Source organism: Nocardioides sp. Bht2 (genome assembly GCF_047308515.1).
In the GTDB taxonomy this organism is placed as follows: Bacteria; Actinomycetota; Actinomycetes; order Propionibacteriales; family Nocardioidaceae; genus Nocardioides.
Genome location: NZ_JBLBWI010000016.1, coordinates 11,816 through 38,409, shown reverse-complemented (window position 1 = coordinate 38,409; position 26,594 = coordinate 11,816). Strand labels below are relative to the sequence as shown.

General features: G+C 68.5%; 21 protein-coding genes. 9 read left to right on the top strand and 12 right to left on the bottom strand.

What is annotated here, in order from left to right; all coding sequences use genetic code 11:
* Nucleotides 1-74 precede the first annotated feature (74 nt).
* Nucleotides 75-1,316 carry a DUF222 domain-containing protein gene (locus ACLM5J_RS17055; protein WP_413657682.1) on the bottom strand — a complete coding sequence of 414 codons (1,242 nt, stop codon included), beginning with the start codon at nucleotides 1,314-1,316 and terminating at the stop codon, nucleotides 75-77.
* A 350-nt stretch (nucleotides 1,317-1,666) separates the two neighbouring features.
* On the bottom strand, nucleotides 1,667-7,945 hold the full coding sequence (locus tag ACLM5J_RS17050; protein ID WP_413657681.1) for an SdrD B-like domain-containing protein: 6,279 nt from the start codon (nucleotides 7,943-7,945) through the stop codon (nucleotides 1,667-1,669).
* Between the two features lie 414 nt (nucleotides 7,946-8,359).
* Here ACLM5J_RS17050 and ACLM5J_RS17045 point away from each other — a divergent pair, with 414 nt between their 5' ends.
* Nucleotides 8,360-9,544, top strand: a complete 1,185-nt coding sequence (locus tag ACLM5J_RS17045) for an MFS transporter (protein WP_413657680.1) — start codon at nucleotides 8,360-8,362, stop codon at nucleotides 9,542-9,544.
* Here the strand turns inward: ACLM5J_RS17045 and ACLM5J_RS17040 are convergent.
* Entirely contained in the window at nucleotides 9,535-10,110 is a 576-nt protein-coding gene (locus ACLM5J_RS17040; protein WP_413657679.1) for a TetR/AcrR family transcriptional regulator C-terminal domain-containing protein, read from the bottom strand. The two genes, ACLM5J_RS17045 and ACLM5J_RS17040, sit on opposite strands and share 10 nt — an antisense overlap.
* Before the next feature lie 145 nt (nucleotides 10,111-10,255).
* Here ACLM5J_RS17040 and ACLM5J_RS17035 point away from each other — a divergent pair, with 145 nt between their 5' ends.
* A complete protein-coding gene (locus ACLM5J_RS17035) occupies nucleotides 10,256-11,227 on the top strand; it encodes a hypothetical protein (protein WP_413657678.1) in 972 nt (323 codons plus the stop codon).
* 69 nt (nucleotides 11,228-11,296) lie between these two features.
* Here ACLM5J_RS17035 and ACLM5J_RS17030 read toward each other — a convergent pair whose 3' ends face one another.
* Nucleotides 11,297-11,836 (bottom strand): NAD(P)H-dependent oxidoreductase, encoded by a 540-nt coding sequence (locus tag ACLM5J_RS17030; RefSeq protein WP_413657677.1) that lies wholly within the window; start codon nucleotides 11,834-11,836, stop codon nucleotides 11,297-11,299.
* Nucleotides 11,837-11,945: 109 nt separating this feature from the next.
* Between ACLM5J_RS17030 and ACLM5J_RS17025 the strand changes: the two genes are divergently transcribed.
* Entirely contained in the window at nucleotides 11,946-12,542 is a 597-nt protein-coding gene (locus ACLM5J_RS17025) for a TetR/AcrR family transcriptional regulator (RefSeq protein ID WP_413657676.1), read from the top strand.
* 5 nt (nucleotides 12,543-12,547) lie between these two features.
* Here ACLM5J_RS17025 and cimA read toward each other — a convergent pair whose 3' ends face one another.
* Both cimA and bioB read right to left on the bottom strand, forming a co-directional pair.
* The gene (cimA, locus tag ACLM5J_RS17020; RefSeq protein WP_413657675.1) at nucleotides 12,548-14,143 is read right to left on the bottom strand and encodes a citramalate synthase; all 1,596 of its coding nucleotides are present in this window, start codon (nucleotides 14,141-14,143) and stop codon (nucleotides 12,548-12,550) included.
* 398 nt (nucleotides 14,144-14,541) lie between these two features.
* Entirely contained in the window at nucleotides 14,542-15,537 is a 996-nt protein-coding gene (gene bioB, locus ACLM5J_RS17015) for a biotin synthase BioB (protein WP_413657674.1), read from the bottom strand.
* 80 nt (nucleotides 15,538-15,617) lie between these two features.
* On the opposite strand from bioB, the gene ACLM5J_RS17010 reads away from it, so the two are divergent.
* From ACLM5J_RS17010 to bioD, 3 genes are read left to right on the top strand one after another with little or no spacing between them, the layout of a single operon-like run.
* Nucleotides 15,618-16,910 carry an adenosylmethionine--8-amino-7-oxononanoate transaminase gene (locus ACLM5J_RS17010; protein WP_413657673.1) on the top strand — a complete coding sequence of 431 codons (1,293 nt, stop codon included), beginning with the start codon at nucleotides 15,618-15,620 and terminating at the stop codon, nucleotides 16,908-16,910.
* A complete protein-coding gene (locus tag ACLM5J_RS17005; RefSeq protein WP_413657672.1) occupies nucleotides 16,907-18,046 on the top strand; it encodes an 8-amino-7-oxononanoate synthase in 1,140 nt (379 codons plus the stop codon). The genes ACLM5J_RS17010 and ACLM5J_RS17005 overlap by 4 nt, the downstream gene beginning before the upstream one ends.
* A complete protein-coding gene (gene bioD, locus ACLM5J_RS17000) occupies nucleotides 18,043-18,738 on the top strand; it encodes a dethiobiotin synthase (protein WP_413657671.1) in 696 nt (231 codons plus the stop codon). The genes ACLM5J_RS17005 and bioD overlap by 4 nt, the downstream gene beginning before the upstream one ends.
* 23 nt (nucleotides 18,739-18,761) lie before the next feature.
* Here bioD and ACLM5J_RS16995 read toward each other — a convergent pair whose 3' ends face one another.
* The 5 genes from ACLM5J_RS16995 to ACLM5J_RS16975 all read right to left on the bottom strand — a co-directional run bounded on the left by ACLM5J_RS16995 (nucleotide 18,762) and on the right by ACLM5J_RS16975 (nucleotide 23,335).
* Complete coding sequence (locus ACLM5J_RS16995; RefSeq protein ID WP_413657670.1) at nucleotides 18,762-20,474, bottom strand: protein kinase domain-containing protein; 1,713 nt, start codon at nucleotides 20,472-20,474, stop codon at nucleotides 18,762-18,764.
* Between the two features lie 38 nt (nucleotides 20,475-20,512).
* Nucleotides 20,513-20,911 (bottom strand): MmcQ/YjbR family DNA-binding protein, encoded by a 399-nt coding sequence (locus tag ACLM5J_RS16990; RefSeq protein ID WP_413657669.1) that lies wholly within the window; start codon nucleotides 20,909-20,911, stop codon nucleotides 20,513-20,515.
* 24 nt (nucleotides 20,912-20,935) lie between these two features.
* Nucleotides 20,936-22,021 (bottom strand): branched-chain amino acid aminotransferase, encoded by a 1,086-nt coding sequence (locus ACLM5J_RS16985; RefSeq protein ID WP_413657668.1) that lies wholly within the window; start codon nucleotides 22,019-22,021, stop codon nucleotides 20,936-20,938.
* 37 nt (nucleotides 22,022-22,058) lie between these two features.
* A complete protein-coding gene (locus ACLM5J_RS16980; protein WP_413657667.1) occupies nucleotides 22,059-23,132 on the bottom strand; it encodes a 3-isopropylmalate dehydrogenase in 1,074 nt (357 codons plus the stop codon).
* 77 nt (nucleotides 23,133-23,209) lie between these two features.
* On the bottom strand, nucleotides 23,210-23,335 hold the full coding sequence (locus tag ACLM5J_RS16975) for a hypothetical protein (RefSeq protein ID WP_413657666.1): 126 nt from the start codon (nucleotides 23,333-23,335) through the stop codon (nucleotides 23,210-23,212).
* A gap of 224 nt (nucleotides 23,336-23,559) precedes the next feature.
* Between ACLM5J_RS16975 and ACLM5J_RS16970 the strand changes: the two genes are divergently transcribed.
* The 3 genes from ACLM5J_RS16970 (at nucleotide 23,560) to ACLM5J_RS16960 (ending at nucleotide 25,804) form a co-directional block, all read left to right on the top strand.
* Nucleotides 23,560-24,126 carry an O-methyltransferase gene (locus tag ACLM5J_RS16970; protein WP_413657665.1) on the top strand — a complete coding sequence of 189 codons (567 nt, stop codon included), beginning with the start codon at nucleotides 23,560-23,562 and terminating at the stop codon, nucleotides 24,124-24,126.
* A 71-nt stretch (nucleotides 24,127-24,197) separates the two neighbouring features.
* Nucleotides 24,198-24,806, top strand: coding sequence for a hypothetical protein (locus ACLM5J_RS16965; RefSeq protein WP_413657664.1), 609 nt, complete (start codon nucleotides 24,198-24,200; stop codon nucleotides 24,804-24,806).
* 59 nt (nucleotides 24,807-24,865) lie between these two features.
* Complete coding sequence (locus ACLM5J_RS16960) at nucleotides 24,866-25,804, top strand: TauD/TfdA dioxygenase family protein (RefSeq protein WP_413657663.1); 939 nt, start codon at nucleotides 24,866-24,868, stop codon at nucleotides 25,802-25,804.
* Here ACLM5J_RS16960 and ACLM5J_RS16955 read toward each other — a convergent pair.
* On the bottom strand, nucleotides 25,729-26,415 hold the full coding sequence (locus tag ACLM5J_RS16955) for a YczE/YyaS/YitT family protein (RefSeq protein WP_413657662.1): 687 nt from the start codon (nucleotides 26,413-26,415) through the stop codon (nucleotides 25,729-25,731). The two genes, ACLM5J_RS16960 and ACLM5J_RS16955, sit on opposite strands and share 76 nt — an antisense overlap.
* Nucleotides 26,416-26,594 lie beyond the last annotated feature (179 nt).

Genomic DNA, 26,594 nt, shown 5'->3' with positions numbered 1-26,594 from the left:
GAACAGACGTCCCTAGGCGCTCTTCTGGCGAGGGTCCACGAGGTCATCATGGCCCACATTCGCGAAGCCTTCTCCTATATGCGGCGGGTGAAGCGGATTCCGCCATAGGGCATGCGTTCCACCGTGTAGCCAGGGTCGTGGATGTAATGGTGATGTCGGCCGCAGAGCAGTTCGCCGTCGTCGAGGTCGGTGTTGCCGCCGAACTGCCACGGATTTCGGTGGTGGGCCTCGCACCAGGTCGCGGGGATCCGACAGCCCTCGGCCTGGCAGTACGGATGCTTGATCGCCAGCGCCTTGTGTTGGGCGGGGCTGTAGAGGCGTCGGGTGCGGCCGAGATCGAGCGGTTGGGACTTGCCGCCCAGGACGACGGGGATGATCCCGGCGTTGCAGGCCAAACGCCTGGCTTCGCCGGCGGAGATGCGGTCGTCCCAGGCATCGCGCTGGCTGGAGATACTGGCGGTACCTATCTCGGTTCGCAGGGCGTCGAGGCTGATCGTCACGACCACGGTGGTCGCATCACCGCCATGCAGCGGGAGCCGCTTCGGATCCAACGACTCCAACAGCGTGTTGAGGGCTCTCGCGTTACGGTGCGGCGTCGAAAGCTTCCGCAGCGGTTTGGCCTTCCCGGCAAGCGGTTCGTGCGGATCGTGGCCGGGGCAGTCCAGGTCGCCACACGATTCGCCGTACTTGCCAGCCCCGTCCGGCTGGCAGCCACACGGCGCGGGATCAAAGTGGCCGCCGCTGAGGTGGTCACGTCTGGGGTTGGTGATCGCGTTCAACGCGGTGGCGAGCCGGTTCGCGCACCCATCGGTGAGTAGCCCGGTGATCCGGGTCGTGCCGTCACCCTGGGGCTTCAACGACAACTGCTGGCGTTCCCGAGCGGAGCGCTCCTCGTCGGCCAGCCGCTCACCTTCAAGGGCTTCGGCGATCTCAGGCGCTACGACGTCGACGATCCGCTTGCCCAATCGGCGCAGCTCGTGTGGAGTGAACCGTTCCGCGTGCTCGACCAACACCCGCTCGGCATCGGCCAACACCTTGGCGTCCAGATCCGCCGGGAGCGCATTCAACGCCCGCGTGATCTCAACGGATTGGGCAAGGTTGACCCTGCCGCCGCGCAGCGCCTCCTGAAGGACACGCCATCGGGTGTCGAGTTCACGCGCGGCCCTCAGCTCCCGGGCCAACGTGCCGTGCGCCTGCCGGGTTTCGTGGGCGACGTAGTCACCGACATCCCGGGCACCATGCGCGTCTGCGACGTCCTCAGCGCACGCCAGCACGCGGTAGTTCAGCTCCGCGAAGCGGGCCTGCAGCAGAGGCATTCGCAACAGGAGATCGCGCTTCTCTGCAGTGGACAGATAGATCGCGTTGGCGTCGCAACACGAGTCGAGCGCTGCCTCAATCGCCAACGTGGCTTGGCAGATCGCATTCGTGGTCGTTCTGAACGGACCGGGAGGGGCGGGCGGATCAGGTGGTGGAGTGATGCGTGGCATGGATGCCTCCGAGCGGGCGGTGCCCCGAAGCGGCTTCCTCGGGTACGAAACACGCTACGAGTGAGGTCCGACACAACTGCGCAAGGCGTCGAACCCGACCCACAGCCCCCGAAATGAGAACCGCGGGCGGAGCGGCTGATACGCCGTCTCCGCCCGCGGGCTCTGTCACTCGAGCTGAACTACTTGATCTGCTCGGCGATCACTACGAGGTTGTTGCTGTAGTGGAAGCCGCCGGTCGGGGTCCGCACCTTGTCCGTGCAGGTGACCAGCACCAGGCGGTGCGCGCCGTCCGTCCGGAAGAACCGCTTCGGGATGCCCGGACCACGGTCACGCGAGTACCGCTTGTGGGTGGTGACCTTGTAGCGGTAGGTCTTACCGCCCTGGGTGACGGTGACGATCTTGCCCTTGCGCAGCTTGGTGAGCTTGCTGAAGGCCATCGGCTGGTCGCGGGTGTCGGAGACGTGGGCGGCGACCACGGAGGTGCCGATCAGATCGCCGAACTTCGCCGAACGGTTCAACCAGCCGATGTCTGCGGCACCTTCCGGAATCACCATCTCGCCCTTGCGGATGCCCACCGTGCGAACCGGTGCGCCCTTCAGGCCGATCGACGGCGCCGCGAGGGTGGTCCGGCGAGCCTTGCGGGCCGCCACACCGGGGTCCTTCCGCTTGCCGGTCTCGATCGCGATCGGCCCATAGGCCGCACGCTGCACCTTCGTGGTCTCAGCAGCGAGGCCACAACCATGCGAACCGGTCTGACCGTTGTCACCCTTGACGCTGACGACCCAGGTGTAGATACCCGGCTCCGTCACCTTGATTCCCGGGGTCGTGATCTTCCCTTCACGCGCGGTGAACTTCACCGTGCCGACCAGGTTGCCCGGCTGGCACATCGTGGTGGTCCGCTTCGGGGCCGGGCCGTACAGCATGGCCTCGCCCGTGCCTCGACCAGCCATCCCCTCGATGGTGACGCTGTCGCGCAACGTGACCGGACGCATCTCGCCGTCGGCACGGACCTTTGCCGACACCGACTTCGGCGCGGTGGTGATCACGCTGAGCGTCGCCGGGATGAACCCGAAGTCGAGCGTCGGGTCGTGGACACCATCGGTCGACAGGACCGCGATGCTGGCTGCGCTGCTCGTCGACGAGTCCTTCGCACGGTCACTACCCACGCCGGCCGCCGTCGGGAGCAGGCCCTTGAGCGCCTGCTCCGAAGCGCCCATGTCGATGGTCACCGTGTAGGACTTGCCCGCCGGAAGCGTCGGCAGGTCGAGGAACTCGTAGAACCCCTTGGCGTCGGTGGTCTGCGGCCCGACCGGGTTACCGAAGACGTCGACGACCGGGTTGCCGTCGGGGTCGGTCAGCACCAGAACGACACCGGGGATCGCGACGTCGGTGCGGTCCTGCAGACCGTCCAGGTTCGTGTCGATCCAGACGTAGTCGCCGACGCTGACCTTGGCCTTGCGGAAACCGAAGTCCAGGGTCGGATCGCGGTCGCCGTCGTCGGTGAGGTCACCGCTGGTGGCGGAGTCGGTGTGCGAGTAGTCGTTGTTCGGATCGGTGTCGCCGCCACGGTCGCCCGGGTTGGTCGGCACCAGGTCCATCTGCTCCAGGATCGGCGAGTTCGGGTAGTCGATCGTCACCATGTAGTGCTCGCCCGAGGGCAGAGCCGGCAGGTTGTTGAAGGTGTACTCGCCGTTCGGGCCTGTCACGGTCGGCAGCACGGGGTCGCCGTACACGTCGGTGACCGGGTTGCCATCCGGACCGGTGAGGACGAGCGTGACGCCCTCGATCGGGTCCTCGGACGGGTCCCGCTGGCCGTTCTCGTCGGCGTCGAACCAGACCTTGTTGCCGACCGAGACAGCCTTCTGCACGAAACCGAAGTCGAGGCTGGGGTCGATGCCGACGTGCGCGGAGTCCTTCGGCTGCGCCGGGACGACCGAACCGTCCAGCGTCTTCACGCTGTCCGCGGTCCAGGTCTCGGAGTCGACGTCGGTGTCGGCACCTTCCTTCGGCAGGGTCGGGATGAAGTTGTCCAGGCTGCTCGGCAGCTGGTCAGCGTCAATCTCGACGCGGTACTGCTCGCCCGCGCCCAGCACCGGGAGCAGATCGAACTCGTAGAGACCCGACGCGTTCGTGGTGGCGTTGCCCACCGGCTGGCCCTTGACGTCGACAACGGCCTGGGTCGTGTCGTCCGCCAGCACCTTGACCAGGCTCAGCACCACACCTTCAACGGCCTGCTCCCCGGCGTCCTGGACACCGTCACGGTCAAGGTCGATCCAGACGTAGTCACCGACGGTGACGTAAGTCTTGACGAAGCCGAAGTCCAGCGTGCGGTCGGTAGAACCGTCCACCGACAGGTCCGCGGTGGACGCCGACGAGTCGGTCGACGAGTCGTCAGCGCCGTCGCCACCGTTGTCGCCCTCGGTCGTCGGCACGAACGGCGCGAGCGCCGTCACCGTGTCGGCGTCGGTCTTGTTGATCCGCACCGTGTAGGACTCACCGACCGGAAGGATCGGCAGGCCGGTGAAGAGGTAGGCACCGTCTTCGTCGGTACGCACCACGGGCAGCAGGGCGCCGTTGACGTCGCGGGTCACCTTGACCAGGCCGCCGTTGCCGTCGGACCGGAAGAGCTCGAGCAGCACTCCCTCGATGCCGGGTTCGCCAGCATCCTGGATGCCGTCGCGGTCGACGTCCTCCCAGACGTAGTCACCGACGCTGACCGCCTCACGGATGAAGCCGAAGTCCAGCTTCGGGTCGTGGGCCTCGTGCGTGACCAGCAGACCGGGGGTGGACGTCGCCTCCCACGTCGACGAGTCAACGGCCGGGTCGATGCCCTCTTCGGGGTCCGTCGGCTTCAGACCGGCCAGCGCGGCGATGGTGTCGGCGTCAGTCTTGACGATCTTCACCGTGTACGTCTCGTTGCCCGTCAGCGGCGGCAGGTTGTCGAACAGGTATTTGCCGGAGGCGTTCGTGCGCACCACCGGAAGGGGGTCGCCGTAGACGTCCGTGGTGACCTTCTGACCGTCCGGACCGTAGACCTCGAGCAGGACATCCTCGATACCAGGTTCACCGGCATCCTGGATGCCGTCGCGGTCGACGTCGATCCACACGTAGTCACCAACGGAGACGTAGGGCTTCGCGAAGCCGAAGTCGAGGGTCAGATCCTGCTTGCCACCAGAAGTCAGGTCAAGGACCGTGACTGCGGATGCGGTGGACGAGTCGTTCGCGCCCGTGCCGTTGCTCGTGCCCGGCGTGGTCGGCAGGTAGCCGTCCAGCGTGGCCGGCTTGGAGACGATGGTGACCTCGTACTTCTCCCCCGCGGCGAGCACCGGAAGCAACTCGAAGAGGTACTTACCGTTGGCGGCGGTGGTGACGTTCTGCACCGGCATGTTGTTGACGCCGGTGACGTCGGTCTTGGTGGTGCCGTCGGCGGCGATCTTCTGGATCTTGAGCTCCACGCCGGGCACCGGGCGGTCGGTAGGCACCGGCCGGTCGGAGGCGTCCTGCAGACCGTCGTGGTTCCGGTCGATCCACACATAGTCGCCGACGGTGACGCTCGCCGGGTTCGGCGTGTTGTAGAAGGTGGCGGCCTTGGGCGTCTTGCCGGCGACGACCTCGATCGTCAACGGCTCGGTGGAGCGTACGTAGCCGGTAGGCGGCACGATCTCGTGCAACGTGTAGGTGCCGGGGTCGCTGACCACGACGGCCTTCACGATGTCGTTCTCCTTGACCCGCAGCTGGTTGTCGCGGACGAAGATGTCCCGCACCACGACGTCGCCATCGGCGTTCCACAGCTCGAAACGCGCGTTGTCGTCGTTGATCGCGGCGTTGGCGTTGGTGGCATTGCTCTTCGCCACCGAGAGCGGGTAGTCGTTGGTAGGCGTGATCGTCGCGCTGACCGTGCCGATCCGGTTCATCACCGGGACGTCTTCGATGGCCGAGTCGATCCGCACCGCGAAGTAGGCGCTCGCGCGAGCAGCCGTCGGCACATTGGCCGAACTCAGCGTCATCGTGCGGCTCGCCGCGTTGTACGACGCGGTGATGTTGGCTCCGATGTTGCGCGACGCGGTCGAGGCCCCGCTACCGGTGTCGACGTTGGCCGCATCCACGAAGCCGAGGAAGGTGGTGCCTGCCGGCATAAGGTCGTCGACGTCGAAGATCTTGCCCTTGAACGTGCCGTGGGCGATGAACTCGACCTGGAACACGTACGTATCCTGGATCAGGTTCCCACTGCCGTCGACCGCTGCACGCAGGCTCTTGGTCCACTCCTTGGCCGCGGGATCGCGAACGAACTTGCGGACCTCCGCCTCGCTGCCGAAGCTGGTCATGGTCGAGACGTCCTCGGACCAGAAGAGCACCTTGTCGTTCTGACCGGTGAGCTCTGCCGTGTTGGAGATGTCGATCGTCTGCTGTCCGGTGACCTTCTTGGTCGGCAGCTTGAGCAGCACCGTCCAGGTCTTGTTCGCCGGAACGGCCTTCAACTTGCCCGCGGCGCTGAGCTCGATGACGAGTTCGTTGTCGACGTTGGTGCTCACCACGAAGTCGGCGGGCGTGAGCGAGGTACCGTTGTAGGAGCCGGTCAGGTCGGCCTTGATCCCGGCCAGGTCGGAGATGTCGAAGACCTCGTGGTCGACGACGTCGACGATCTTGACGTCCTTGGCGTCGACCTCGGGGTGCAGGTCGGCGCTGTTGTTGCCGTTGACCGTGAAGGTATAGCCCACCTTCGTGGTGGTCCCGGGCTCCAGCGTGATCCGCTGGCTCGGGCCCTCCTTCTTGAAGGTGTCGGTGTCGTTGAAGCTGTCGCCGGTGTCGTCGGGGCGGTCGACCATGGTGACCGTGGCGTTGACACCCGGGGTGTAGGTCTTGCCCTCGGTGACGGCGGTGAACTCAGCGCGGTTCGTCAGCGGGTAGTTGAACGCGCCCTGAACGGTACCGCTGGCGGTCTTCGTGAGCCCGGTGACCGTGGTGATCTCTGCGTTCAGCGCGAACGTGTAGCTCTTGGTGTTGTCCTTGCCGACGTTGATCCACAGGGTGTTGCCGCTGAGGCAGTAAGACTTAGCAGCGGTTGTCGCGAAGCTGGCGGGGGTCGTTGCCGCAGAGCACGTTCCCACCTGGTTGAACCCTTGAGCGGCGAACACTGCAGCCACGTCGACCCAGCGCGCTTGCGCGGGCAGCGCGTCCTTGATGACCACGTTCTCGGTCAGGGTGGCGTACTTGACCTCCGTTGCCGTGGCGCCGGCCGGCGGGACGAAGCTCGTCAGATCAGCCTTGATCGTCCAGGTGACGGGGATCGGCGGCACCAAGCTGCCATCGGCCTGGGGCTCGATGTTCTGTCGGTTCCAGTCGCGGGTCTTGTTGAACGTGCCGGTACCGACGCCGGGCTTGCGGATCGTGGGCACGTTGACACCGACAACGACGTCAGCGGTCTGGTCCGCGCTGCCGTTGAGCGTGGCCGTGTTCTGGAAAGCCAGCGAGATCCACTGACCGTCGGGGTCCTCCGGGAACAGGTCCTGCAGGCCGTCGCGGAGCCCAGCCAGGACGCTGGCGTCGAAGGAGGCCTGGTACTTCACCGTGACTCGCGAGTTGGCAGGCACGTTGAGCGAGGTGGCGAAGGACTGGCCGGCCGCAGCCGATCCGGAGACGGTCGGAGCGAACGGCGTCACCGTGGTCGTGGTCTTGTTGAGGCCGTCGGCGTCCCACGTCTCGACGACCGCGCTGAAACTGCTGGAGCTGTAGACCATGCCTGCAGGAAGCTGGTCGGTGATCGCGTAGTTCGCCACCGCGGTCTTGGTGGTACCGACCAGGGTGAAGTCGAACATGTGGTTGGCCGCGGCCGGGGCGATCACGACCTGGTCGCCGTTGATCGAAACACCCGGCAAGTTGCCGCCACCCTGCTTGCCGGCGCTGTTCTGCGTCCAGTCCTGGAACGTGTCGTTCTTCTCCCGGTAGATCACCGGCACGGTCTCAGTGGCGCCGTTGAGGGACCATTCGAAGGTGGTCTTCTCGGAGTTCTCGATCGAGTCGAGCTTGAACTTCAGGTCCAGCTGGCCCTGATTGACGTTGCCCGGGAACGGATCCGCGAACGTCACTCGGATCACCCCGTCGACGTGGGTGATCGAGGTGACGGCCGTGTTGCCCGGCGGCACCACCAGGTTGGTCGGCAGCACCCGACTCGGCAGCTTGATCTCGATGGTCGACCCGGGGACGACCTCAGATCCCTTGTAGGAAAGGGAGAGCTCCCCCTCCGCACCGTCCTCGGTCAACATGCCGGTGCCGTCGTACGACCCGGGGAAACTGACCGAGGCGGTGACGCCCGGAGCGGCCAGCTCGGCTGACGCCGGCGTTGCCGCGCCCGTCAGTCCGATGAAGGTAAGGGCAGAGATCAGTAGCAGCGTCAGTGCACGGGCCAGGGTTCTGGTCCGTGCGGGCGCGCCGCATCGTCCGGGGATACCGGCAGTCATGATGCGCAGGGGTCCTCTCAAGCATTGCCGTTGACGTGGCGGCGGCCGCAATGGGCCGAGAATCCCGGGCGCGCGTCGTGCAGTTCCGCGTCAGATGGGGCCGAAGCGGAGCTGCGATAGTCAACTTGGGGTGGGGCCAAAAATGGTTGCAGTTTAAAACGAAACCTTAACCGGCCCCTTCGACGCGCCGGCCCCCGGTTCCCAATTCCCGTACCGACGACGGGCCCATCACCCGGTGCCAGGTCTTTCCGCTGGCAGAACGGCGCCGGCGAATCGCCCGAACCACACGGGCGTCGGTAGATTGGCAGGAGCACAGGGATTGTTGCGCTGTCTGATGGGTGGGTAGGCACGCACCGCGCCGCGCTACCCGGAGGATCTGTGTCACCTGTCTCGAGTTATCGCACCCTGTTCAGCTTGAGCGGCGGCGGCTACGTCGTCGGCTCCTTCCTGGCCCGCCTCCCGTTGGCGATGAGCCAACTCGGCGTCCTGCTTCTGGTCAGCGACCTGACCGGCAGCTACGGCGCAGGCGGCGCCAGCGCCGGCGCGATCGCGGTCTCCAACGGTCTGCTCGCCCCGAGCTGGGGAGCCCTCGCCGACCGGATCGGCCAACGGCCGGTCCTCGCCGCGCAATCGATCGGTGGCGCTATCGGCTTCCTCGGCATCCTGGCCATCGCCCAGACCGATCTGCACTGGGGCTGGATCGCGGTGGTGGCCGCCCTTACCGGTGTGATGTTGCCCCAGGTCGGCCCGATGTCCCGGGTCCGCTGGCGCCCGCTCACCAAGAAACAGCCCAGCCAGGAACGGCTCGTCCAGACGGCGTTCTCCTTCGAAGGTGCCGCGGACGAAGGCGCCTTCGTGATCGGCCCGGCCCTGGTCGGTGTCGCCGTCTCGATCGCCAGCCCGACCGCGGCGATCATCGGTGCGGCCGTCCTGCTGGCGACCTTCGGCACCTGGTTCGCGTTGCACCCGTTCGCCGTCCCGGCCCACCCGCGGACCGCGGACGCCGCCACCACCGGTAGCCGCTTCTCCCCCGAGCTCATCGCACTCTGCGCCAGCCAACTGATCATCGGCACCACCTTCGGCTCCATCCAGACCGGCACTACCGTCCTCGCCACCGACGCCGGACACCCCGGCTGGGCGGGCTACCTGCACGCGCTGCTCGGCGTCGGCAGCGTGATCGCCGGACTGGCGGTCGCCGGACTCCCCGACCGGTTCGGGCTCCCCGACCGACTGCGCTGGTTCGCGGTCGGACTCGCCGTATTCGCGCTCCCGCTGCTCCTGGTCGACTCGTTGGCCGCGCTGATCCCGGTCCTGCTGATCTTCGGCATCAGCATCGCCCCCTACATGATCACCACCTTCACGATGGGCGAACGGATCACGCCACCGTGGCGGCTCGGCACCGTGATGACCCAGCTCGCCGCTGCCACCGTGCTCGGCTACGCACTCGGTGCGGCGGTCGCAGGCCAGCTCGCCGACCGCGGCGGCCACACCTGGGCCTACGCCGTCACCGTCGCCGCGACGTTCCTCGCCGTGGTCGTCTCGTGGAGCTCACGGAACCGGCTCACCCGAGCCCAGCAGGGCGCTGCCGCTCAGGCGTGAAGTTCGCTCGCACTGCGCTGGGTGATGCCGTCGAGGATCAGCTCCAGACCGCTCGCGAAGTCGCGGTCGGTGCCACCAACCGTTGCCTCATCGCCGAGCGCACCCGCGCTGTCGGCCTGAAGGTGGGTCTGCTCGTCGATGGTGTGCCCGTAGACGAAGTGCAGCAGCGTCCGCGTGGCGATCGAGACGTCGTCAGCCTTCAGGTTCGCCTGGCCGAGCGCAGCACTGAGCGCGTCCCGCGGCTGGGTGGCCCCCAGCCCGAAGGCATGCACGGTGGCGACGACTTCGGCGCCGTCGCGATACGCGAGGAGCGAGTCTCGCAAGGTGGTGCAGATCGCGAACACCTGCTCCTGCCACCGCTCAGCCGTGACCGGGCGCGCGCCACGCGTCAGGATCTCGTCGGCGACGGCGGCCAACAACGACTGCTTGTTGGCGAAGTGGTGGTAGAGCGCGCTGGGCTGGACGCCGAGCTCCTTGCCCAGCCGCCGCATGGTGAGGTCGGCCAGACCGTGCGCGTCGAGGACGTCGAGCGCTCGCGTCACGACATCGTGGGCGCGGTAAGCCATCGGACCTCCTCGAACAGGCGACGCCGGTAGGCTCACCGGCGTTCATGAGCCTAGGCCATCGCGCCACATGCTGCGCCCACGGTCAGGGTTGAGCCGTCCACTTCCTGGGTAGGAGCCCACTGTCCGTTCGCACCAGGGAGACACGATGTCGCACAACGAGCCGCCCGCCGGCCCGCCGAACCAGCCCCCTCAGCAGTGGGGACCGCCGCCCCAGCAGCCACCCCAGTGGGGCCCGCCGGCGCAGCCCGGCCAGCCGCCGTACCAGCAGCCCTGGGCGACACCGGCACCGAGCGGCACGAACCCGTACACGACGCACCCGCAGCCCCCGGGACCCTACGGGGCGCCGCAGTACCCCGGCCCTCCCCCGCCACAGAAGTCGAAGATGCCGGTCATCCTGACCGTGCTGGCAGTGCTGCTCCTGGTCGGTGGCGGCGGTGCCGCGATCGCCTTCGCGGTCCGCAGCGACGACGACAAGGGCAGCACGGCCACCGAACCGAACGCCACCACCTCGTCGTCGCAGAGCCCGTCGTCGCAGAACCCGTCGCCCACCGAGGGCGCATCGCCGTCGACGAGCACGTCACCGAGCCCCAACGCCCCGCAGGTGCCCGGCGCCACCGAGACCACCGTCGACCCCGACAACCCGGTCGAGGCACCTCGCGCGATCCGGGCGTCGGACTACGAGGACGACTGGGACTTCCGGTACCAGGAGCACGTCTACAAGGCGAGCCAGGTCGTCTCCCGCGACTACGACACCTGCGCCGGCGTCGAGAAGGACGGCGCGCTCACCAAGCTGGGCTGCGAGTACGCGGTCAGCGCCACCTTCATCAACACCCGCGACAAGGTGAAGATCACCCACTACTTCCTGGTCTTCCCCAGTGAGCAGAAGGCGAAGGCAGCCGCCAAGGAGAAGGTGCTCAGCGACAAGATGTTCAACTTCGCCGCGGACGCCCTGTACGACGACTACAAGACGGGCGCGTGGATCGCCGACCAGTCCCGGTCCGCGGTCGTCTTCACGGTGGCCAGCGCCCCCGCGGGCGTCAAGGAAGACCTGATCAGCCGCTACATGCGCTGGGCGAACACCGACTACTCGAACGCGTTGCTCTTCACCCAGTTCTGAGCCCAGGCAGGGAAGCAGCAGGGCCGCGGTGGATCACACCGCGGCCCTGCTCTCTTGTTACCGAGTTGCTCAGGCCTCGTTGTGCGCGACCAGCGCCTCGACTGCACCCTTGAGCCGGCCGAGCACCTGCTCGTCGGCCAGGATGTCGGCCTCCAGGGCGGACTGCGAAAGCTCGATGTCGGCGACGACGTTCGCACCGGCGATGCCCGCCGAGCGACGGGTGTCGTCGTGGGCCCACTTGCCGCCGTACGGGGTCGGGGTGGCACCGATCACGGCGAACGGCTTGCCCACCAGGGCACCGGCACCGTAGGGCCGCGACAGCCAGTCGATGGCGTTGTTGAGCACGGCCGGCATGGTGCCGTTGTACTCGGGGGTGACCACGAGCACGCGGTCGGCGTCGGCGACCTGGGCGCGCAGCGCGGCGGCGGCAGCCGGGGCGCCGGCTTCGTTGTCGAGGTCCTCGTTGTAGAACGGAACGTCGGCCAGACCCTCGACGATGTCAACGGTGACGCCGGCGGGCGCCTGCTCGCGCAGGGCCTCCGCGATCTTGCGGTTCAGGGAGTCGGCGCGCAGGCTGCCGACGATAGCGGCGACACGAATGTCGGACATGAGTTCTCCTCGTGGGGCGGAATTGACGCTTCGGAGAGTTCAAACGGACCGCGGTCCGGATTCATTCCGTGACGCTCCCCACAACCTCGGCCCACTAAGGTGGGCGCCGATGACCGATCGCCCGCTCCTCCCCCTCGCCGACGCCGCGCCGCGCGAACGCAGCGACGCCGCGCGCAACCGCGACGCCGTCCTGGCCGCGGCACTGCGACTCGTCGACGAGCACGGGGTCGCCGCCGTGACGATGGAGTCGGTGGCCGAAGCCGCCGGTGTCGGCAAGGGCACCGTCTTCCGCCGGTTCGAGAACCGCAGCGGCCTCTTCGCCGCGGTCCTCGACCACTCCGAGGCGCGCTGGCAGGAGTCGGTGATGACCGGGGAGCCGCCGCTCGGCCCCGGCGCTCTAGCACTGGACCGGCTCCTCGCCTTCGGCGACTCCCGGATCTCGCGCACCCTGAGCCACGCCGAGCTCTTCGGGGCGGCCAGTACCGGGCATACCCGTTCCTACCCGGTCTGGTCGTTCACCTCGCTGCACGTCCAGCACCTACTCCGCGAACTGGACGTGACCGGCGACATCCCGCTACTCGCGGCAGCCCTGCTGGCCCCGATGGAGATGCCGATCCTCAGTCAGCAGGTCCGGATCGAGAAGCTGCCACTGCCCCGGATCGTCGCAGCCTGGCAGGACCTGGCGCGACGCGTCGTCGGCGCGTGACCCGCTCAGCCTGCGTGGTGGCGACGCAGCCCGAAGGTGACGCCGTCGATCAATGCGCCCCACGACGCCTCGATCACGTTGTGCCCGACCCCGACGGTGACCCATGAGGTGACGCCGTCGCTGGTCTCGATCAGTACCCGGGTGATCGCGTCCGTGCCGTGGCCCTGGTCCAGGATCCGCACCTTGTAGTCGATCAGCTCGAACCGCGCCACCTCCGGGTACGCCTGACCGATCGCCTGACGGAGCGCGTGGTCGAGCGCGTTGACCGGGCCGTTGCCCTCACCGGTGCTGACCACCCGGGCGTCGCCGGCGCGCAGCTTCACGGTCGCCTCCGAGAGCGCCTCGGTCCCCGCCTGGGCACCCTTGACCGTCTCGGTGATCACCCGCCACGACTCGATCTCGAAGTAGCTCGGGCGGGCCCCCTCGACCTCTTCGGCGAGGAGCAGCTCGAAGGAGGCGTCCGCGGCCTCGAAGGTGTAGCCCTGCGACTCCAACTCCTTGACCCGGTTGGTGATCGTGGTGACCAACTCGGGAGCGTCCGAGAGGTCGAAGCCGAGCTCCTTGCCCTTGAGCTCGATGGTGGCACGGCCGGCCATGTCCGAGACCAGCAGCCGCATGCCGTTGCCGACGTCGGCCGGGTCCATGTGCTGATAGAGGTCGGGGTCCACCTTGATCGCGCTGGCGTGCAGCCCGGCCTTGTGCGCGAAGGCCGAGGTGCCGACGTAGGGCTGGCGGGCCGACGGCGGCACGTTGGTCACCTCGGCGACGGCGTGCGCGATCCGGGTCGCCTCACGCAGCAGGCCCTGCGGCAGCACCTGCCGGTCGAGCTTGAGCTCCAGGTTGGCGACCACGTTGACCAGGTCCGCGTTGCCGGTGCGCTCGCCATAGCCGTTGACGCAGCCCTGGACGTGGGTCGCGCCGGCGTCGACGGCCGCCAAGGTGTTGGCCACGGCGAGGCCGGTGTCGTTGTGGCAGTGGATACCGATCCGGACCCCGGTGCTGTCGATCACGTCGTGGACGACGTCGGCGACCCAACCCGGCAGCATGCCGCCGTTGGTGTCACAGAGTGCGATCACCTCGGCCCCGGCGTCGTAGGCGGTGCGCAGCACCTCGAGCGCGTAGGCGCGGTCCGTCCGGTAGCCGTCGAAGAAGTGCTCGGCGTCCAGGAAGACCTGCTGCCCCTCGCCGCGGAGGTGGCTGACGGTGTCGCGGATCATCGCGAGGTTCTCCGCGAGCGTGGTCCGCAGCGCCTTCTCCACGTGGCCGACGTGTGACTTGGCGACGAGGGTGACCACGCTGGCCCCGCTGTCGCGCAGCCCGGCGACCTGCGGGTCGTCCGCGGCCAGCAGACCGGCCTTGCGGGTCGCACCGAAGGCGGTCAGCCTGGCGTGCTTGAGGTCGAGTTCGAGCGCGGCACGGCGGAAGAACTCGGTGTCCTTCGGGTTCGCGCCCGGCCAGCCACCCTCGATGAACCCGACACCGAGACCGTCCAGGTGCCGCGCGATGTTCAACTTGTCGGCGACGGAGAGGTTCAGGCCCTCCTGCTGCGCGCCGTCACGCAGGGTGGTGTCGTAGACGTGGAAGGAACCTTGCAGATCCATCGATGGGTCTCGTTTCGCTCTCGGGTGCTCACGTCAGCCAACAAAAAAACCTCTCGGGGTACGAGAGGTCTGCGCATCAGGCGGGTGCCGGATGCGCTAGCCGATAATGATTTCGATGCTGGCCACAGGGCGAGTCTGCCACGTGACGGCGGCGCTGTCTGCCGCGGGCTGGTTCAAAGCCTGGTCAGATCCGTCTCAACTCGCCCCGTGTTCGACACAGATCGCGGTCCAATCGCGCGGGGTGACCTGCACTTTCATCCGCCGGGCACAGTGTCGGCAGTACCGCGGGGGCTCCAACTCCAAGGCTCGCTCACACGCTCGGTGGGCTGCACCCCCAACGGCGGCGGGGCCACCGACCGCTTCACCGCAGTGTGCGCAGAAGCGGTCGGCCGACTGGTTCATAGCGTCTTCGCCAGTTCCTTGATCGGCATCCTCAGCTCGGCCAACAGATCGAGGTCGGCGTCCGGCTTCCGGCCCAGCGTGGTCAGGTAGTTGCCGACGATGACGGCGTTGACCCCGCCGAGTAGACCCTCGCGGGTACCCAGGTCTCCGAGCGTCAGCTCGCGGCCACCGGCGTAACGCAGGATCGTGCGCGGCATCGCCAACCGGAACGCCGCGATCGTCCGCAGCGCATCCTGCGACGACATCAACGGCTGGTCACCGAACGGCGTCCCGGGTCGCGGGTTGAGGAAGTTCAACGGCACCTCGTGCGGGTCCAGTGCAGCGAGTTCCGAGGCGAGCTCGGCGCGCTGCTCCAGACTCTCACCCATCCCGACCAGGCCGCCGCAGCAGAGCTCCATCCCGGAGTCGCGGACCATCTGGCAGGTGTCCCACCGCTCCTGCCAACTGTGCGTGGTGACCACCTTCGGGAAGTAGGAGCGGGCCGCCTCCAGGTTGTGGTTGTACCGGTGCACCCCGATCGCCCGGAGCTCGGCGACCTGCTCCGGGGTGAGCATGCCGAGCGAGCAGGCGACGTTGATCTCCACGGCCTCCTGGATCGCCTTGACGCCGTCGCGCACCTGGGCCATCAACCGCTCGTCGGGGCCACGCACGGCGGCCACGATGCAGAACTCGGTCGCCCCGGTGGCGGCCGTCTCCTGGGCCGCCTTGACCAGCTGGTCGATGTCGAGCCAGACCGCCCGGACCGGCGAGGTGAACTGTCCCGACTGCGAGCAGAAGTGACAGTCCTCGGGGCAGCCGCCGGTCTTCAGCGAGATGATCCCCTCGACCTCGACCTCGGGGCCGCAGTGCGCCATCCGCACCTCGTGGGCCAGCTGCAGAAGGTCTCCGATCCGATCGTCGTCGAGGCGGAGCACCGCGATCAGATCAGGCAGTTCCAACCCGATCCCGTCACGGAGGACCTGCTGGCGGGCGCGCTCAAGAATGTCAGTCACGGGCGGCACAGTATCCGCATTTCGAGAAAAACTGAACATCGTTCAGGTGATCGGCGTTTGCGGCCTAGGCTCCCTTCATCATGCACAGCGACTCCGCCCGCCTCCTGCTCCGCGACCGCGAACTCCTCTGGCATCCCTACGCGTCACTGACCGAACCCGGTGAGGTCCGTCTGGTCACCGGGGCCGACGGCGTCCACCTGGAGTTGGCCGACGGCGGCCGGGCGATCGACGCGATGTCGTCGTGGTGGGCGACCGTTCACGGGCACAACCATCCACGGCTCAACCAAGCGATCACCGACCAACTCGGCCGCGACGCGCACACCATGTTCGGCGGCCTCACCCACGCCCCGGCGATCGAGTTGGCCGAACGGCTGGTGGCGCTCTCCCCCGACGGCCTGGACCACGTCTTCCTCGCCGACTCCGGCTCGGTCAGCATCGAGGTAGCTCTCAAGATGGCCCTGCAGTACCAGCGCGGGCGCGGGCGCCCCCGACGCACACGGATCCTCGCTCTCCGGGGCGGCTACCACGGCGACACCTTCGGTGCGATGAGCGTCTGCGACCCGGTCGCCGGGATGCACGCGATGTTCAGCGACGTCCTGGCGGCGCAACTCTTCGCCGACCGGCCACCGCCCGCCGACGCCTCCGCCGAGCAGGTCGAGGGTTGGAGCGAAGGCTTCCGTCGCCTCGCCGGAGAGCACCGCGACGAGCTCGCCGCGATCGTCGTGGAACCGCTGCTCCAGGGAGCCGGCGGGATGCACACCTACCCCGCCGCCTGCTTGAGGGTGATGCGAGAGGTGGCCGACGACCTCGGACTGCTGCTGATCTTCGACGAGATCGCGACCGGCTTCGGCCGCACCGGCACGCTCTTCGCCGCGGACGCCGCCCACGTCGAGCCCGACCTGATGTGTGTCGGCAAGGCGTTGTCGGGCGGGTACCTCACCCTGGCCGCCGTGCTCTGTACCAGCGAGGTCGCGCACGGCCTCGCCGCCAGCGAATCCGGGGTGCTGATGCACGGCCCCACCTTCATGGCGAACCCCCTTGCCTGCGCCGTTGCGATCGCCTCGATCGACCTCCTCATCGAACGCGACTGGCGGCTCGACGTCGCCCGGATCAACCACGGGCTGCGTAGCGGCCTGGAGCCGCTCCGGACCCTGCCCGGCGTTGTCGACGTGCGGACCCTCGGCGCGGTCGGCGTCGTCCAACTCGACCACCCGGTCGACATCGCCGCGGCCACCGACGCGGCACTCGCCGAGGGAGTCTGGATCCGCCCCTTCCGGGACCTGATCTACACGATGCCGCCGTACATCACCGGCACGCCGGAGCTCGACCAGATCTGCGCCGCGATCGGCGCCGCAACGGAGGTTGCCCGATGACCACCCTCACCGCTACCTGGCACGACTGGCTCCTTGAGGAACGCCGCCGCCGCGAGCTGGCCGGTCTGCAACGTGCTCTGCGTCCGCTGGGTGCCGAGGACTCCGACATCGACCTCGCCGGGAACGACTACCTCGGCCTCTCCCGACACCCTGCCGTCACCGAGGCGGCAGCCGACGCCGCCCGGCGCTGGGGCGCCGGCGCTCGTGCCTCCCGACTGGTCACCGGCACCCTGGCACTCCACCAGGAGTTGGAGGACGAACTCGCCGTATTCCTCGACCAGCCCGCCGCGCTGGTCCTCTCCACCGGGTACCACGCCAACCTCGCCGTCGTCACCGCGCTGGCATCACGCGGCCGGGTGATCTCGGACGCCCACGTCCACGCCTCACTGATCGACGGCTGCCGACTCGCCCGCGCCACCGTGCAGGTGACCGCCCACAACGACGTAGACGCGGTGGCCGACGCCCTGGCCGCCAGCACTGACGAACGGACCCTGATCCTCGTCGAGTCGATCTACTCGGTCCTCGGCGACGCCGCCCCGTTGCGCGAACTCGCCACGCTGGCCGTCGAGCACGACGCCCTGCTCGTCGTCGACGAGGCGCACGCGATCGGCGTCCGCGGGCCCGGGGGCCGCGGCTTGGTCCACGAACTCGGCCTGAACGGCCATCCGAATCTGGTGCTCACCGCCACCCTCAGCAAATCCTTCGCCGCCCAGGGCGGCGCCGTGCTGGCCCCACTCCCGATCCTCGACCATCTGGTCAACGTGGCCCGCCCCTTCATCTTCGACACCGGCCTGGCACCCGCCGCCTGCGCGGGAGCCCAGGCCGCGCTCCGCCTGCTGCGCGCCGAGCCGGAGCGCCCAGCGACCATCCGTCGCCGAACCCGTGAACTGGCCCGGCGTCTCGACGTCGCGGCCCCGGACGGTGCTGTACTCAGCGTGCCGATGCCGTCGCCGCAGGCCGCCCTGGCCGCCCAGGCGGCGATCGGCGCCGAGGGGATCCGGGTGGCCTGCTTCCGCCCGCCCTCGGTACCGGACGGCGTCAGCAGGCTCCGGATCACCGTGAACGCCGGCCTCGATGACGCGACGTGGGAGCACGCCGTCACCGCGCTCGCCGAGATCGCCGGGCGGTTCCGATGACCGCCCGGATCACGGTGGTTACCGGAACCGGCACCGGGGTGGGCAAGACCATCGCGACCGCAGCGCTCGCCGTCCGCGCCCGCCGTCACGGCAGTGTCACCGTGGTGAAACCCGTGCAGACCGGGATCGGACCCGGGCATCCCGACGAGCGCGCCGACGTCGACGTCGTCCATGCCCTGGCCGAGTGCGCCACCCAGGAGTACACCTGCCTGCCGGACCCGTTGGCACCCGACACCGCCGCCCGCCTGCTCGGCCTCGACCTGCCACCTGTGAGCGAGTACGCAGACCGGATCCGGGTGCTGGCAGAGTTCGAGCAGCAGGTGATCGTCGAAGGTTCGGGCGGACTGCTGGTCCGGCTCGACCACGATGGCGGAACCCTGCTCGACCTGAGCGCCGAACTCTCCGCCACCCACGAGGTCGACGTGCTGGTCGTGGTCTCCCCCGGGCTCGGCACCCTCAACCACACCGAGTTGACCGTCAATGCGCTCCGCACCCGCGGACTCGAGCCACGGGGCCTGCTGATCGGCGCCTGGCCGAGCGACCCCGGACTCGCCGAGAAGTGCAACCTGCTCGACCTGCCCCGAGGCACCGGGGTGCCGGTGCTGGCGCGGATCCCCGACGGCGCCGGAGAGTTGACGGCCTCGGCGTTCGCTGACGCCGTCGACGGGTGGTTCACCGAGAGCCGGTCCTGATCGGGAGCCCGGCCTGACCGGAGTTACAGGATCCGGCCGAGCCAGGTGCCATCACGCCATGGGGCGCCCAACGCCGGGTCCCAGACCGGGCCCTCCACGCTCGCGGTGAGCAGCAGCAGGAGCGCACCGGCCCAGATCGCCAAGGAGGCGACCAACCAGGGCACCTGCCGCGCCGCCAGCGAGGTTGCGGTGCTGGTCAGCGGAGACCGGAGCCGGGACGCGCCCGGGCCGGTCCACAACGCGGCTGCGCTGACCACGCCGGTCAACGCGAGCGCCACGTCGTCGCCGGCACCGGCCACCAGCGCGACCAACAGCATGCAGGCGCCCAGCATCGCCGCCCAGGCCAACAGTGCCAGCGAAGCGAACGACGAGACGATCAGGTGCCAGGGCGCAGCGATGACCGCGGTCGGGACGTCGTGCCACTTACGTCCGCGGGCGGTCCGCTTGGCGAGGAGCGTCGAGTTGGTCAACGAGCCGGAGCGGATCAGCGTCACCCCGACAACCACCAGCGCAGCGGTGACCCACGGTGCCAGAGCGGTCGCGCCGGCGAGCAGACCGACCGCACCGCCACCGATCGTCCATCGCCTCAGCCGCTCCGGCCACGGTGCCGTAGCCCGTCGCGGTTGGGGCGGGGTCTGGTACGGCTGACTGTTCTGCGGGGTGAACTGTCCTGGGTAGGGGCGCGCCGGTTGCGGCTGGACCAGCGTCGGCGGCAACGCCGGCTCCGGCTGCGCCCGCGTCGGAGACTGGTCCTGGAGCCGATCGGTCAACGGCGTGGTGACCGGCTCCGCCTGGGCCGCAGCAGCCGCCGCGACGGGACGCTGGACATCGGTCGGCACGAAGTCGGGTGACGCCGCGAACGGCATCGTCATCAACGGTTCGGCGACGGTGGTCGGCGTCGGGGCAGCGCTGGCGCCACCACGAGGTGCGCCACTCAACGCGTCCCGGACCTGCTTCAAGGTCGGGCGCCGCATCGGCTCCGGGTCCAAGGCGGCCAGCAGCAGCGGCCCGATCTCGGCATCCAGCCCGGCCAGGTCGTGGTCACCGCGGCGTACCCGGTCCATCACCGCCATCGTGTGACCGCTCCCGAATGGCGGTCGACCGAGCCCGGCGAAGGCGACCGTGGCCGCCCACGAGTGCACGTCGCTGGCCATCGTCGGCTGTTCACCGGCCAAGACCTCGGGCGCGATGTAACCAGGGGTGCCGAGCAGGTACCCGGTCCGGGTCACCTGCGCGTCGTCGTCCAGTCGGGCCAGGCCGAAGTCGATCAGGACCGGGTTCCGGCCCTCCATCAAGACGTTGGAGGGCTTGATGTCGCGGTGCAGCACGCCGACCGCGTGGACGGCGGTCAGCGCTTCGGCGAGCCCGAAGGCGAAGTGGCGCAGATCGACGCCGGTGATCGCGCCCTCTTCACGGACGTGGTCATGTAGCGAGAGGCCGGGCACATACCGGGTCGCGACGTACGGGATCGGACCCCAGGGATCGGCGTCCACGATCTCGGCGACGCGAGGCGAACGGACCAGGCTCAGCGAGTTGACCTCACGGGCCAACCGGGCGCGCGCTTCGTCGTCACTGACCACATGCGGACGCAGCACCTTGATCGCCAGCCGCTGGCCACCCGGCTTCTGGCCGAGGTGGACCACGCCCATTCCGCCCTCACCGATCCGGGCGAGCAGTCGGTAGGGACCGACATGCAGTTCTCCGGGAGGTGAGTTCACGCTGGTTGCTTCAGGCACCCAGCAAATCTACCGGGCGCCCGGAGCCGATCGGCGCATCAGCGAGCCTCCAGCTCGGCGATCCGCCGCTTCGGGGCCACCAGCCGATAGGAGGCGTCGATCAGTTCGACGACCTCGTCCCACTCCATCTCGCCCGCAGCCAGGTCGACGCCGCGCCATCCGTACGGGCCCACGTAGGCCGGTAGGAAGAAGCGCGGGTCCTCGTCGACGCCCGGCAGCTCCGCGGGGTCGATCTTGACCATCAAGGCTGCGGGGATCTGCCGGTGGTCGCCGGGGCCGAGCCGCTCGGAGCCACCGAAGATGGCGAAGTTCTTGCCGACCTTGAAGTTCGGACGCCCGTGCGAGACGTACTCCTCGGCTCCGGGGAACGCCAGGGCGACAGCACGAAGGCGCACCAGATCAGGATCGTCGTCGTCGAACATGATCGGGTGCGCCATCGCGTACTCCTTGCTGTGAAGGCCTCAGCAGACCTTGTGCATCCAGCCGAAGGTGTCCTCGGCCCGGCCGAACTGGATGTCGACCAGCGCACTGCGGATCTTGTTGGTCAGCTCACTGCTGCCGTCACCGGCCTGCGGGACCTCGCCGCCGTCCCACTTGAGCGCACCGACCGGGGTGACCACCGCTGCGGTACCGCAGGCGAAGATCTCCTTGATCGCACCGCTGGTGACACCGTCGCGCCACTCGTCGATCGAGAGCTGACGCTCCTCGACGGTGTAGCCGAGCTGCTCGGCGATCTTGATGATGCTTGCGCGGGTGATGCCCTCCAGGATGGTGCCGGTCGCCGGCGTGGCGATCCGACCGTCCTCGTAGACGAAGTACATGTTCATCCCGCCGAGCTCCTCGACGTAGGTGCCCTCCTGGGCGTCGAGGAAGACGACCTGGTCGCAGCCGTTGGCGGTCGCCTCCTGCTGCGCGACCAGGGAGCTGGCGTAGTTGCCACCGGTCTTGGCGGCACCCATGCCACCTCGACCTGCCCGGGTGTACTCCTCGGTCAGCCACAGGCTGACCGGCTTGACGCCGCCCTTGAAGTACGAACCGGCCGGCGAGGCGATCACCATGAAGGTGACGTGTTGGCTGGGCCGCACGCCGAGGAAGCTCTCGGTGGCGATCATGAACGGCCGGACATAGAGGCTCTTCTCGCCCTCACTGTCCGGCACCCACCGGCTGTCGACCTTGATCAACGCGTCGACGGCGTCGACGAAGTCCTCGATCGGCAGCACCGGCAGGGCGAGGCGCTCGCTGGAACGCGCCATCCGCTCGGCGTTCGCCTCCGGCCGGAAGGTCCAGATCGAACCGTCCTCATGCCGGTAGGCCTTCATCCCCTCGAAGGTCTCCTGCGCGTAGTGCAGAACTGCCGTCGCAGGGTCCAGCATCAGCGGGCCGTACGGCGTGATCCGGGCCGCGTGCCACCCCTTCGCCGGCGTCCACTCCACGGTGAACATGTGGTCGGTGAAGTGCACTCCGAACCCCGGGTCGGCCAGCACCTCGGCGAGGGCGGCGTCAGCGGTGGGGTTCTCGCTCAGGGTGGTGCTGATTTCCATGGACATAAAACTATCCGACCTTTCGACAGGACGTGGTCGCGCCTCAGCCAGCCAGGCGGGCGGCGATGGCGTCGCCGACCTGAGCGGTGCTGCGCTTGGTGTCAGGAGTGCGGTCCTCGAGGTCGGCCAACACGGCAGCGTCGACCGCAGCAGCGGCGTCGCTGTGACCGAGGTGGTCGAGCATCAGGGCGACGGAGAGGATCGCGGCGGTGGGGTCAGCGATCTGCTGACCGGCGATGTCCGGAGCCGAACCGTGGACCGGCTCGAACATGGACGGCGCGGTGCGGTCGGGGTTGATGTTGCCCGAGGCCGCCAGGCCGATACCACCGCTGATGGCGGCGGCGAGGTCGGTGATGATGTCGCCGAACAGGTTGTCGGTGACGATCACGTCGAAGCGCGAGGGGTTCACGGTCATGTGGATCATCGCGGCGTCGATGTGCATGTAGTCGGTGGTCACCTCCGGGTACTCGGCGGCGACGGTCTCGAAAAGACGCCACCACACGGAGCCGGCGTTGACCAGCACGTTGGTCTTGTGGACCAGGGTGAGGTGCTTGCGGGTACGACGCTGGGCGCGGGCGAAGGCGTCGCGGATCACGCGCTCGACACCGAAGGCGGTGTTGACGCTGACCTCGGTGGCGACCTCGGCCGGGGTGCCGACGCGGAGCGCACCGCCGTTGCCGGTGTAGGGACCCTCGGTGCCCTCACGCACGACGACGAAGTCGACCTCTCCCGGGTTCGCCAGCGGCGAGACCGAACCGGGGTAGATCCGCGACGGGCGCAGGTTCACGTAGTGGTCGAGCTCGAAGCGGATCTTGAGCAGCAGCCCGCGCTCCAGGATGCCGGGGGGCAGGTTCGGGTCGTTGGGCTTGCCGCCGACGGCACCGAGCAGGATCGCGTCCTGCTGCTTGAGCTCGGCGAGCACCGAAGCGGGCAGCACGTCCTTGGTCCGGAGGTAGTTCTCGGCACCGAGGTCGTACTGGGTCTGGTCGAACTTCACGCCGACCTGGCCAGCGACGACGTCGAGCACCTTGAGCGCCTCAACCGTCACCTCCTGCCCGATCCCGTCACCAGGGATGACCGCAAGCTTGATCTGACTGGAGTTGATGGAGTTGCTCATGGCGCCAAGATTATGGGATCGCGACGGGGAGCGAGCGCCTGGCTCCAGCAGGTGAACACCGGTGTCTCACCGAGTGGTCAGTTGTCGTCGGGCTCGAAGCCCTCGGTGTCGCGCGCGGCGATGACCTGCTGAATCGCCTCACGGCTGCGCGGGTTCTCCGGGTGGTGGATGGCCGGACCCCAGTCGGGGTAGTTGCTGTACATGCTGACTCCTGAAACCGATCGATGATCGAAGGGAAAGGAAGGCCGCTCAACGCCGAACACCGCGGCGAGGTGGCCTTCCGTATCAGGCCCCGCCGCGGCAGTCGAATACGAGCTGGCTCCGCATGGTCCGGTCACTGTACTCCTCGGTAGCCAGCGCCGGTAAGACCCCCTCCGCGATCTGTCCAGATGGCGGAACGCTGGATCGAGGATGAAAGACTCCCTTCATGAGTGCCCCGCCAGAGCTGCCCGAGATCGTCTCCCGCGCCTTCGACGTCTCCCGTCGAGCCGGGTACGTCTCCTTCTGCCGCAACGAGACCGGCCGGCTGTTGGCAGCACTGGCCGCCACTCGCGGCGGGACCCTGGCCGAGTTCGGCACCGGCTGTGGGGTCGGCACCGCCTGGCTCCGCTCCGGCATCCGCAACGGCGCCCGGATCCTCACCGCCGAACTGAACGCGAAGCTGGCCGGCGCCGCCGCCGAGATCTTCGCCGACGACCCGCAGGTCGAGGTTCTCGCCGCCGACTGGTCGACCCTCGCCGAGCACGGTCCGTTCTCGCTGCTCTTCCTCGACTCCGGAATCCCGTCGGAGGTGACGGTGGACAGGATCGTCGACCTGGTCGAGCCCGGCGGCATCGTGGTCCTCGACGATTTCGTCCCGTGCGAGATGTGGCCGCCGATCACCGCCGGTCGGGTCGACACCCTGCGCGAAGGTTGGTTGAGCGACGAGCGGTTCACCGCCGTCGAGGTGATGATCGCGCCCGACGCCTCGGTCGTGGTGGCCACCCGCCGCTGAGCCAGCATCCGAACCGGCACCACCGGAAAGCACCCTTGACAGCATTTAAGGACTAGTCCTTAAATGCTGTCATGACGCGTGCCCCTTCCGATGCCCGCACGAGCATGCTCGACGCGGCCGAGGAGATCGCCGTCGAGGTCGGCCTCGGCGCCATCACCCTGACTGCGGTTCAGCGCCGCGCCGGTCAGTCCAACAAGAGCGCCGCGGCCTACCACTTCGGCTCCCTGGACGGACTGCTTGCGGCCGTCGTCGCGCGCCGGATGGAGCCGATCAACGCCGCCCGTGCCGCGCTCCTCGACGAACTGCCGCCCGATGCCCCGCTGCCCGACCTCGTGGCGGCCCTGGTCCAGCCCTTCGCCGACGCCACCCTGGCCACGCCGGGAAGCCGCTACGCCCGCTTCCTGGCCCAGATCCAACTCCACCCGATCTACGGACCGACCACGATGAACCTCAGCGAGGCGAGCAGCCTGCGCGAGGTCCAGCAGCGGATCACCGCCGCCGTCCCGGCCTCCCCCGAACTGCTGCGGCTCCGGTTCACCGCCGCCGCGGGCCTGATGATCGACAGCCTCGCCCGCTGGGAGGCCGACTCCGGCCCCCTCCAGGATCCCGCGACTTTGAGGGCCGACCTGATCGCCGTCTGCATCGCCATCCTCACCACGCCCGGCCCCGACGTCGCCTAGCCGAACCAGGCCGGACGACACCACCCGACCAACGCCACCCCGACGAACGGAGCACCCCAATGACCGCCACGATCCGCCGCACCGCCACCGACCCGTTGGCCTACTTCGGCCCCCTGGTGGGGCGCCGTCTCCCCGAAGGGGTCGAGGAGCAGCCCTACCAGCTCTTCGAGGTCCGCCCGGCCTCCCCCACCATCGGCGCCTTCGTCAGCGGCATCCACCTCGACGGCGGGATGAGCCCGGAACTGCTCGCCGAACTGCGCCGCGCGCTGACCGAGTTCAAGGTGCTCTTCTTCCGCGACCAGGCGATCACCCGCGAGCAGCACAAGGCGTTCGCCGCACAGTGGGGCGAGCTCGAACAGCACCCCTTCTTCAAGCACACCTTCGGCGGACAGAGCGACGTCGACGTCGCCACCTTGGCCAAGGACGCGATGACCACCGGCGTCGAGAACACCTGGCACAACGACGTCACCTGGCACGAGACGCCGTCCTACGCCGCCGTGCTCCGCGCCGTCGAGATCCCCGAGCTCGGCGGCGACACCCTCTGGAGCGACACCGCCCTGGCCTACGACGTACTGCCCGACGAGATCAAGGAGCGGATCGACGGGCTCGAGGCCGAGCACGACTGGATCCAGGCCTTCGGCGCCGGTATGGACGAGGCCACCCGCGACTCACTTCGCGAGGCGTTCGGCCCGGTCACCCACCCGGTGGTCCGGGTGCTGCCCGAGTCCGGACGTCGGGTGTTGTTCGTGAACTTCGTCTTCACCACCCGGATCCTGGGCGTCAGCCAGGAGGAGTCCGACGAGCTGCTCGGGCTGCTCTTCCGGCACGTCCAGCGCCCCGAGTTCCAGGTCCGGCTGAACTGGGCTCCGGACACGGTGGCGATGTGGGACAACCGCGCCTGCCAGCACTACGCGTCGTCCGACTACTTCCCGGCGCGACGGGTGATGGAGCGGATCTCGGTGGTCGGCGACGTGCCGGTCGGCATCTCGGGGAGTTGAACGATCAACCCGGGCAACATCAGCTGGGCCAACGGCCCGATCGCCAACGCATAGAGCACGGTTCCCGCACCGGCCACTCCCCCGAGCACCAGACCGATCACCACCACGGTGATCTCGATCCCGGTGCGCACCAACGCCAGGGAGCGGCCGGTGCGGCGCGCCAGACCTGTCATCAGGCCGTCGCGCGGCCCACGACCGAACTGGGAGCCGATGTAGAGGGCGGTGGCCAGTCCGTTGAGGAAGACGCCGGCGACCAACAACAGGCCCCGCAGCCACCAGGCGTCCGGCTCGTCGAGCAACGCCAGCACGGCGTCCGCGGCGAAGCCGACGACGATGGCGTTGGCGATCGTGCCCAGGCCGGGCTTCTCCCGCAACGGGATCCAGAGCACCAGCACGACCAGGCTCATCGCGACGACCATCTGGCCCAGCGTGATGTCGATGTGCTCGATCAGTCCGGAGTGCAGCACGTCCCACGGCGCCAGGCCGAGCATGCTGCGCACCATCAGCGCCAACGAGGCACCGTAGAGGACCAGTCCGACGAAGAGCTGGGTCAGCCGACGTCCCAGTCGCCCCGCGCGCAGCTGCGCGATCGGGCCGAGATCCACCAACACGGTCGCCGCCTTCTCAGAGTTCCAGGAGCCTGGCGAGCCGCGGGATGCGGCCCTGCTCCCTCCGCAGGACCGATTCCATCACGACTCGACCAGGCTCCCGAAACGCTTTCGACCCTCCCAAGTCGGCTCTATTGATATCGGGCCGACGGGCGCCTTGGCGAGCCTTGGACCAGAGATTG

What these genes read in the sequence shown, in the direction of transcription:
- cimA (WP_413657675.1), bottom strand. Translation starts at nt 14,143, where the DNA reads ATGGATCTGCAAGGTTCCTTCCACGTCTACGACACCACCCTGCGTGAC.
- bioD (WP_413657671.1), top strand. Translation starts at nt 18,043, where the DNA reads ATGACCGCCCGGATCACGGTGGTTACCGGAACCGGCACCGGGGTGGGC.
- ACLM5J_RS17010 (WP_413657673.1), top strand. Translation starts at nt 15,618, where the DNA reads ATGCACAGCGACTCCGCCCGCCTCCTGCTCCGCGACCGCGAACTCCTC.
- ACLM5J_RS16990 (WP_413657669.1), bottom strand. Translation starts at nt 20,911, where the DNA reads ATGGCGCACCCGATCATGTTCGACGACGACGATCCTGATCTGGTGCGC.
- ACLM5J_RS17050 (WP_413657681.1), bottom strand. Translation starts at nt 7,945, where the DNA reads ATGACTGCCGGTATCCCCGGACGATGCGGCGCGCCCGCACGGACCAGA.
- ACLM5J_RS16960 (WP_413657663.1), top strand. Translation starts at nt 24,866, where the DNA reads ATGACCGCCACGATCCGCCGCACCGCCACCGACCCGTTGGCCTACTTC.
- ACLM5J_RS16970 (WP_413657665.1), top strand. Translation starts at nt 23,560, where the DNA reads ATGAGTGCCCCGCCAGAGCTGCCCGAGATCGTCTCCCGCGCCTTCGAC.
- ACLM5J_RS16975 (WP_413657666.1), bottom strand. Translation starts at nt 23,335, where the DNA reads ATGTACAGCAACTACCCCGACTGGGGTCCGGCCATCCACCACCCGGAG.
- ACLM5J_RS16980 (WP_413657667.1), bottom strand. Translation starts at nt 23,132, where the DNA reads ATGAGCAACTCCATCAACTCCAGTCAGATCAAGCTTGCGGTCATCCCT.
- ACLM5J_RS16985 (WP_413657668.1), bottom strand. Translation starts at nt 22,021, where the DNA reads ATGTCCATGGAAATCAGCACCACCCTGAGCGAGAACCCCACCGCTGAC.
- ACLM5J_RS17055 (WP_413657682.1), bottom strand. Translation starts at nt 1,316, where the DNA reads ATGCCTCTGCTGCAGGCCCGCTTCGCGGAGCTGAACTACCGCGTGCTG.
- ACLM5J_RS17035 (WP_413657678.1), top strand. Translation starts at nt 10,256, where the DNA reads ATGTCGCACAACGAGCCGCCCGCCGGCCCGCCGAACCAGCCCCCTCAG.
- ACLM5J_RS16965 (WP_413657664.1), top strand. Translation starts at nt 24,198, where the DNA reads ATGACGCGTGCCCCTTCCGATGCCCGCACGAGCATGCTCGACGCGGCC.
- ACLM5J_RS17030 (WP_413657677.1), bottom strand. Translation starts at nt 11,836, where the DNA reads ATGTCCGACATTCGTGTCGCCGCTATCGTCGGCAGCCTGCGCGCCGAC.
- ACLM5J_RS17040 (WP_413657679.1), bottom strand. Translation starts at nt 10,110, where the DNA reads ATGGCTTACCGCGCCCACGATGTCGTGACGCGAGCGCTCGACGTCCTC.
- ACLM5J_RS17005 (WP_413657672.1), top strand. Translation starts at nt 16,907, where the DNA reads ATGACCACCCTCACCGCTACCTGGCACGACTGGCTCCTTGAGGAACGC.
- ACLM5J_RS17025 (WP_413657676.1), top strand. Translation starts at nt 11,946, where the DNA reads ATGACCGATCGCCCGCTCCTCCCCCTCGCCGACGCCGCGCCGCGCGAA.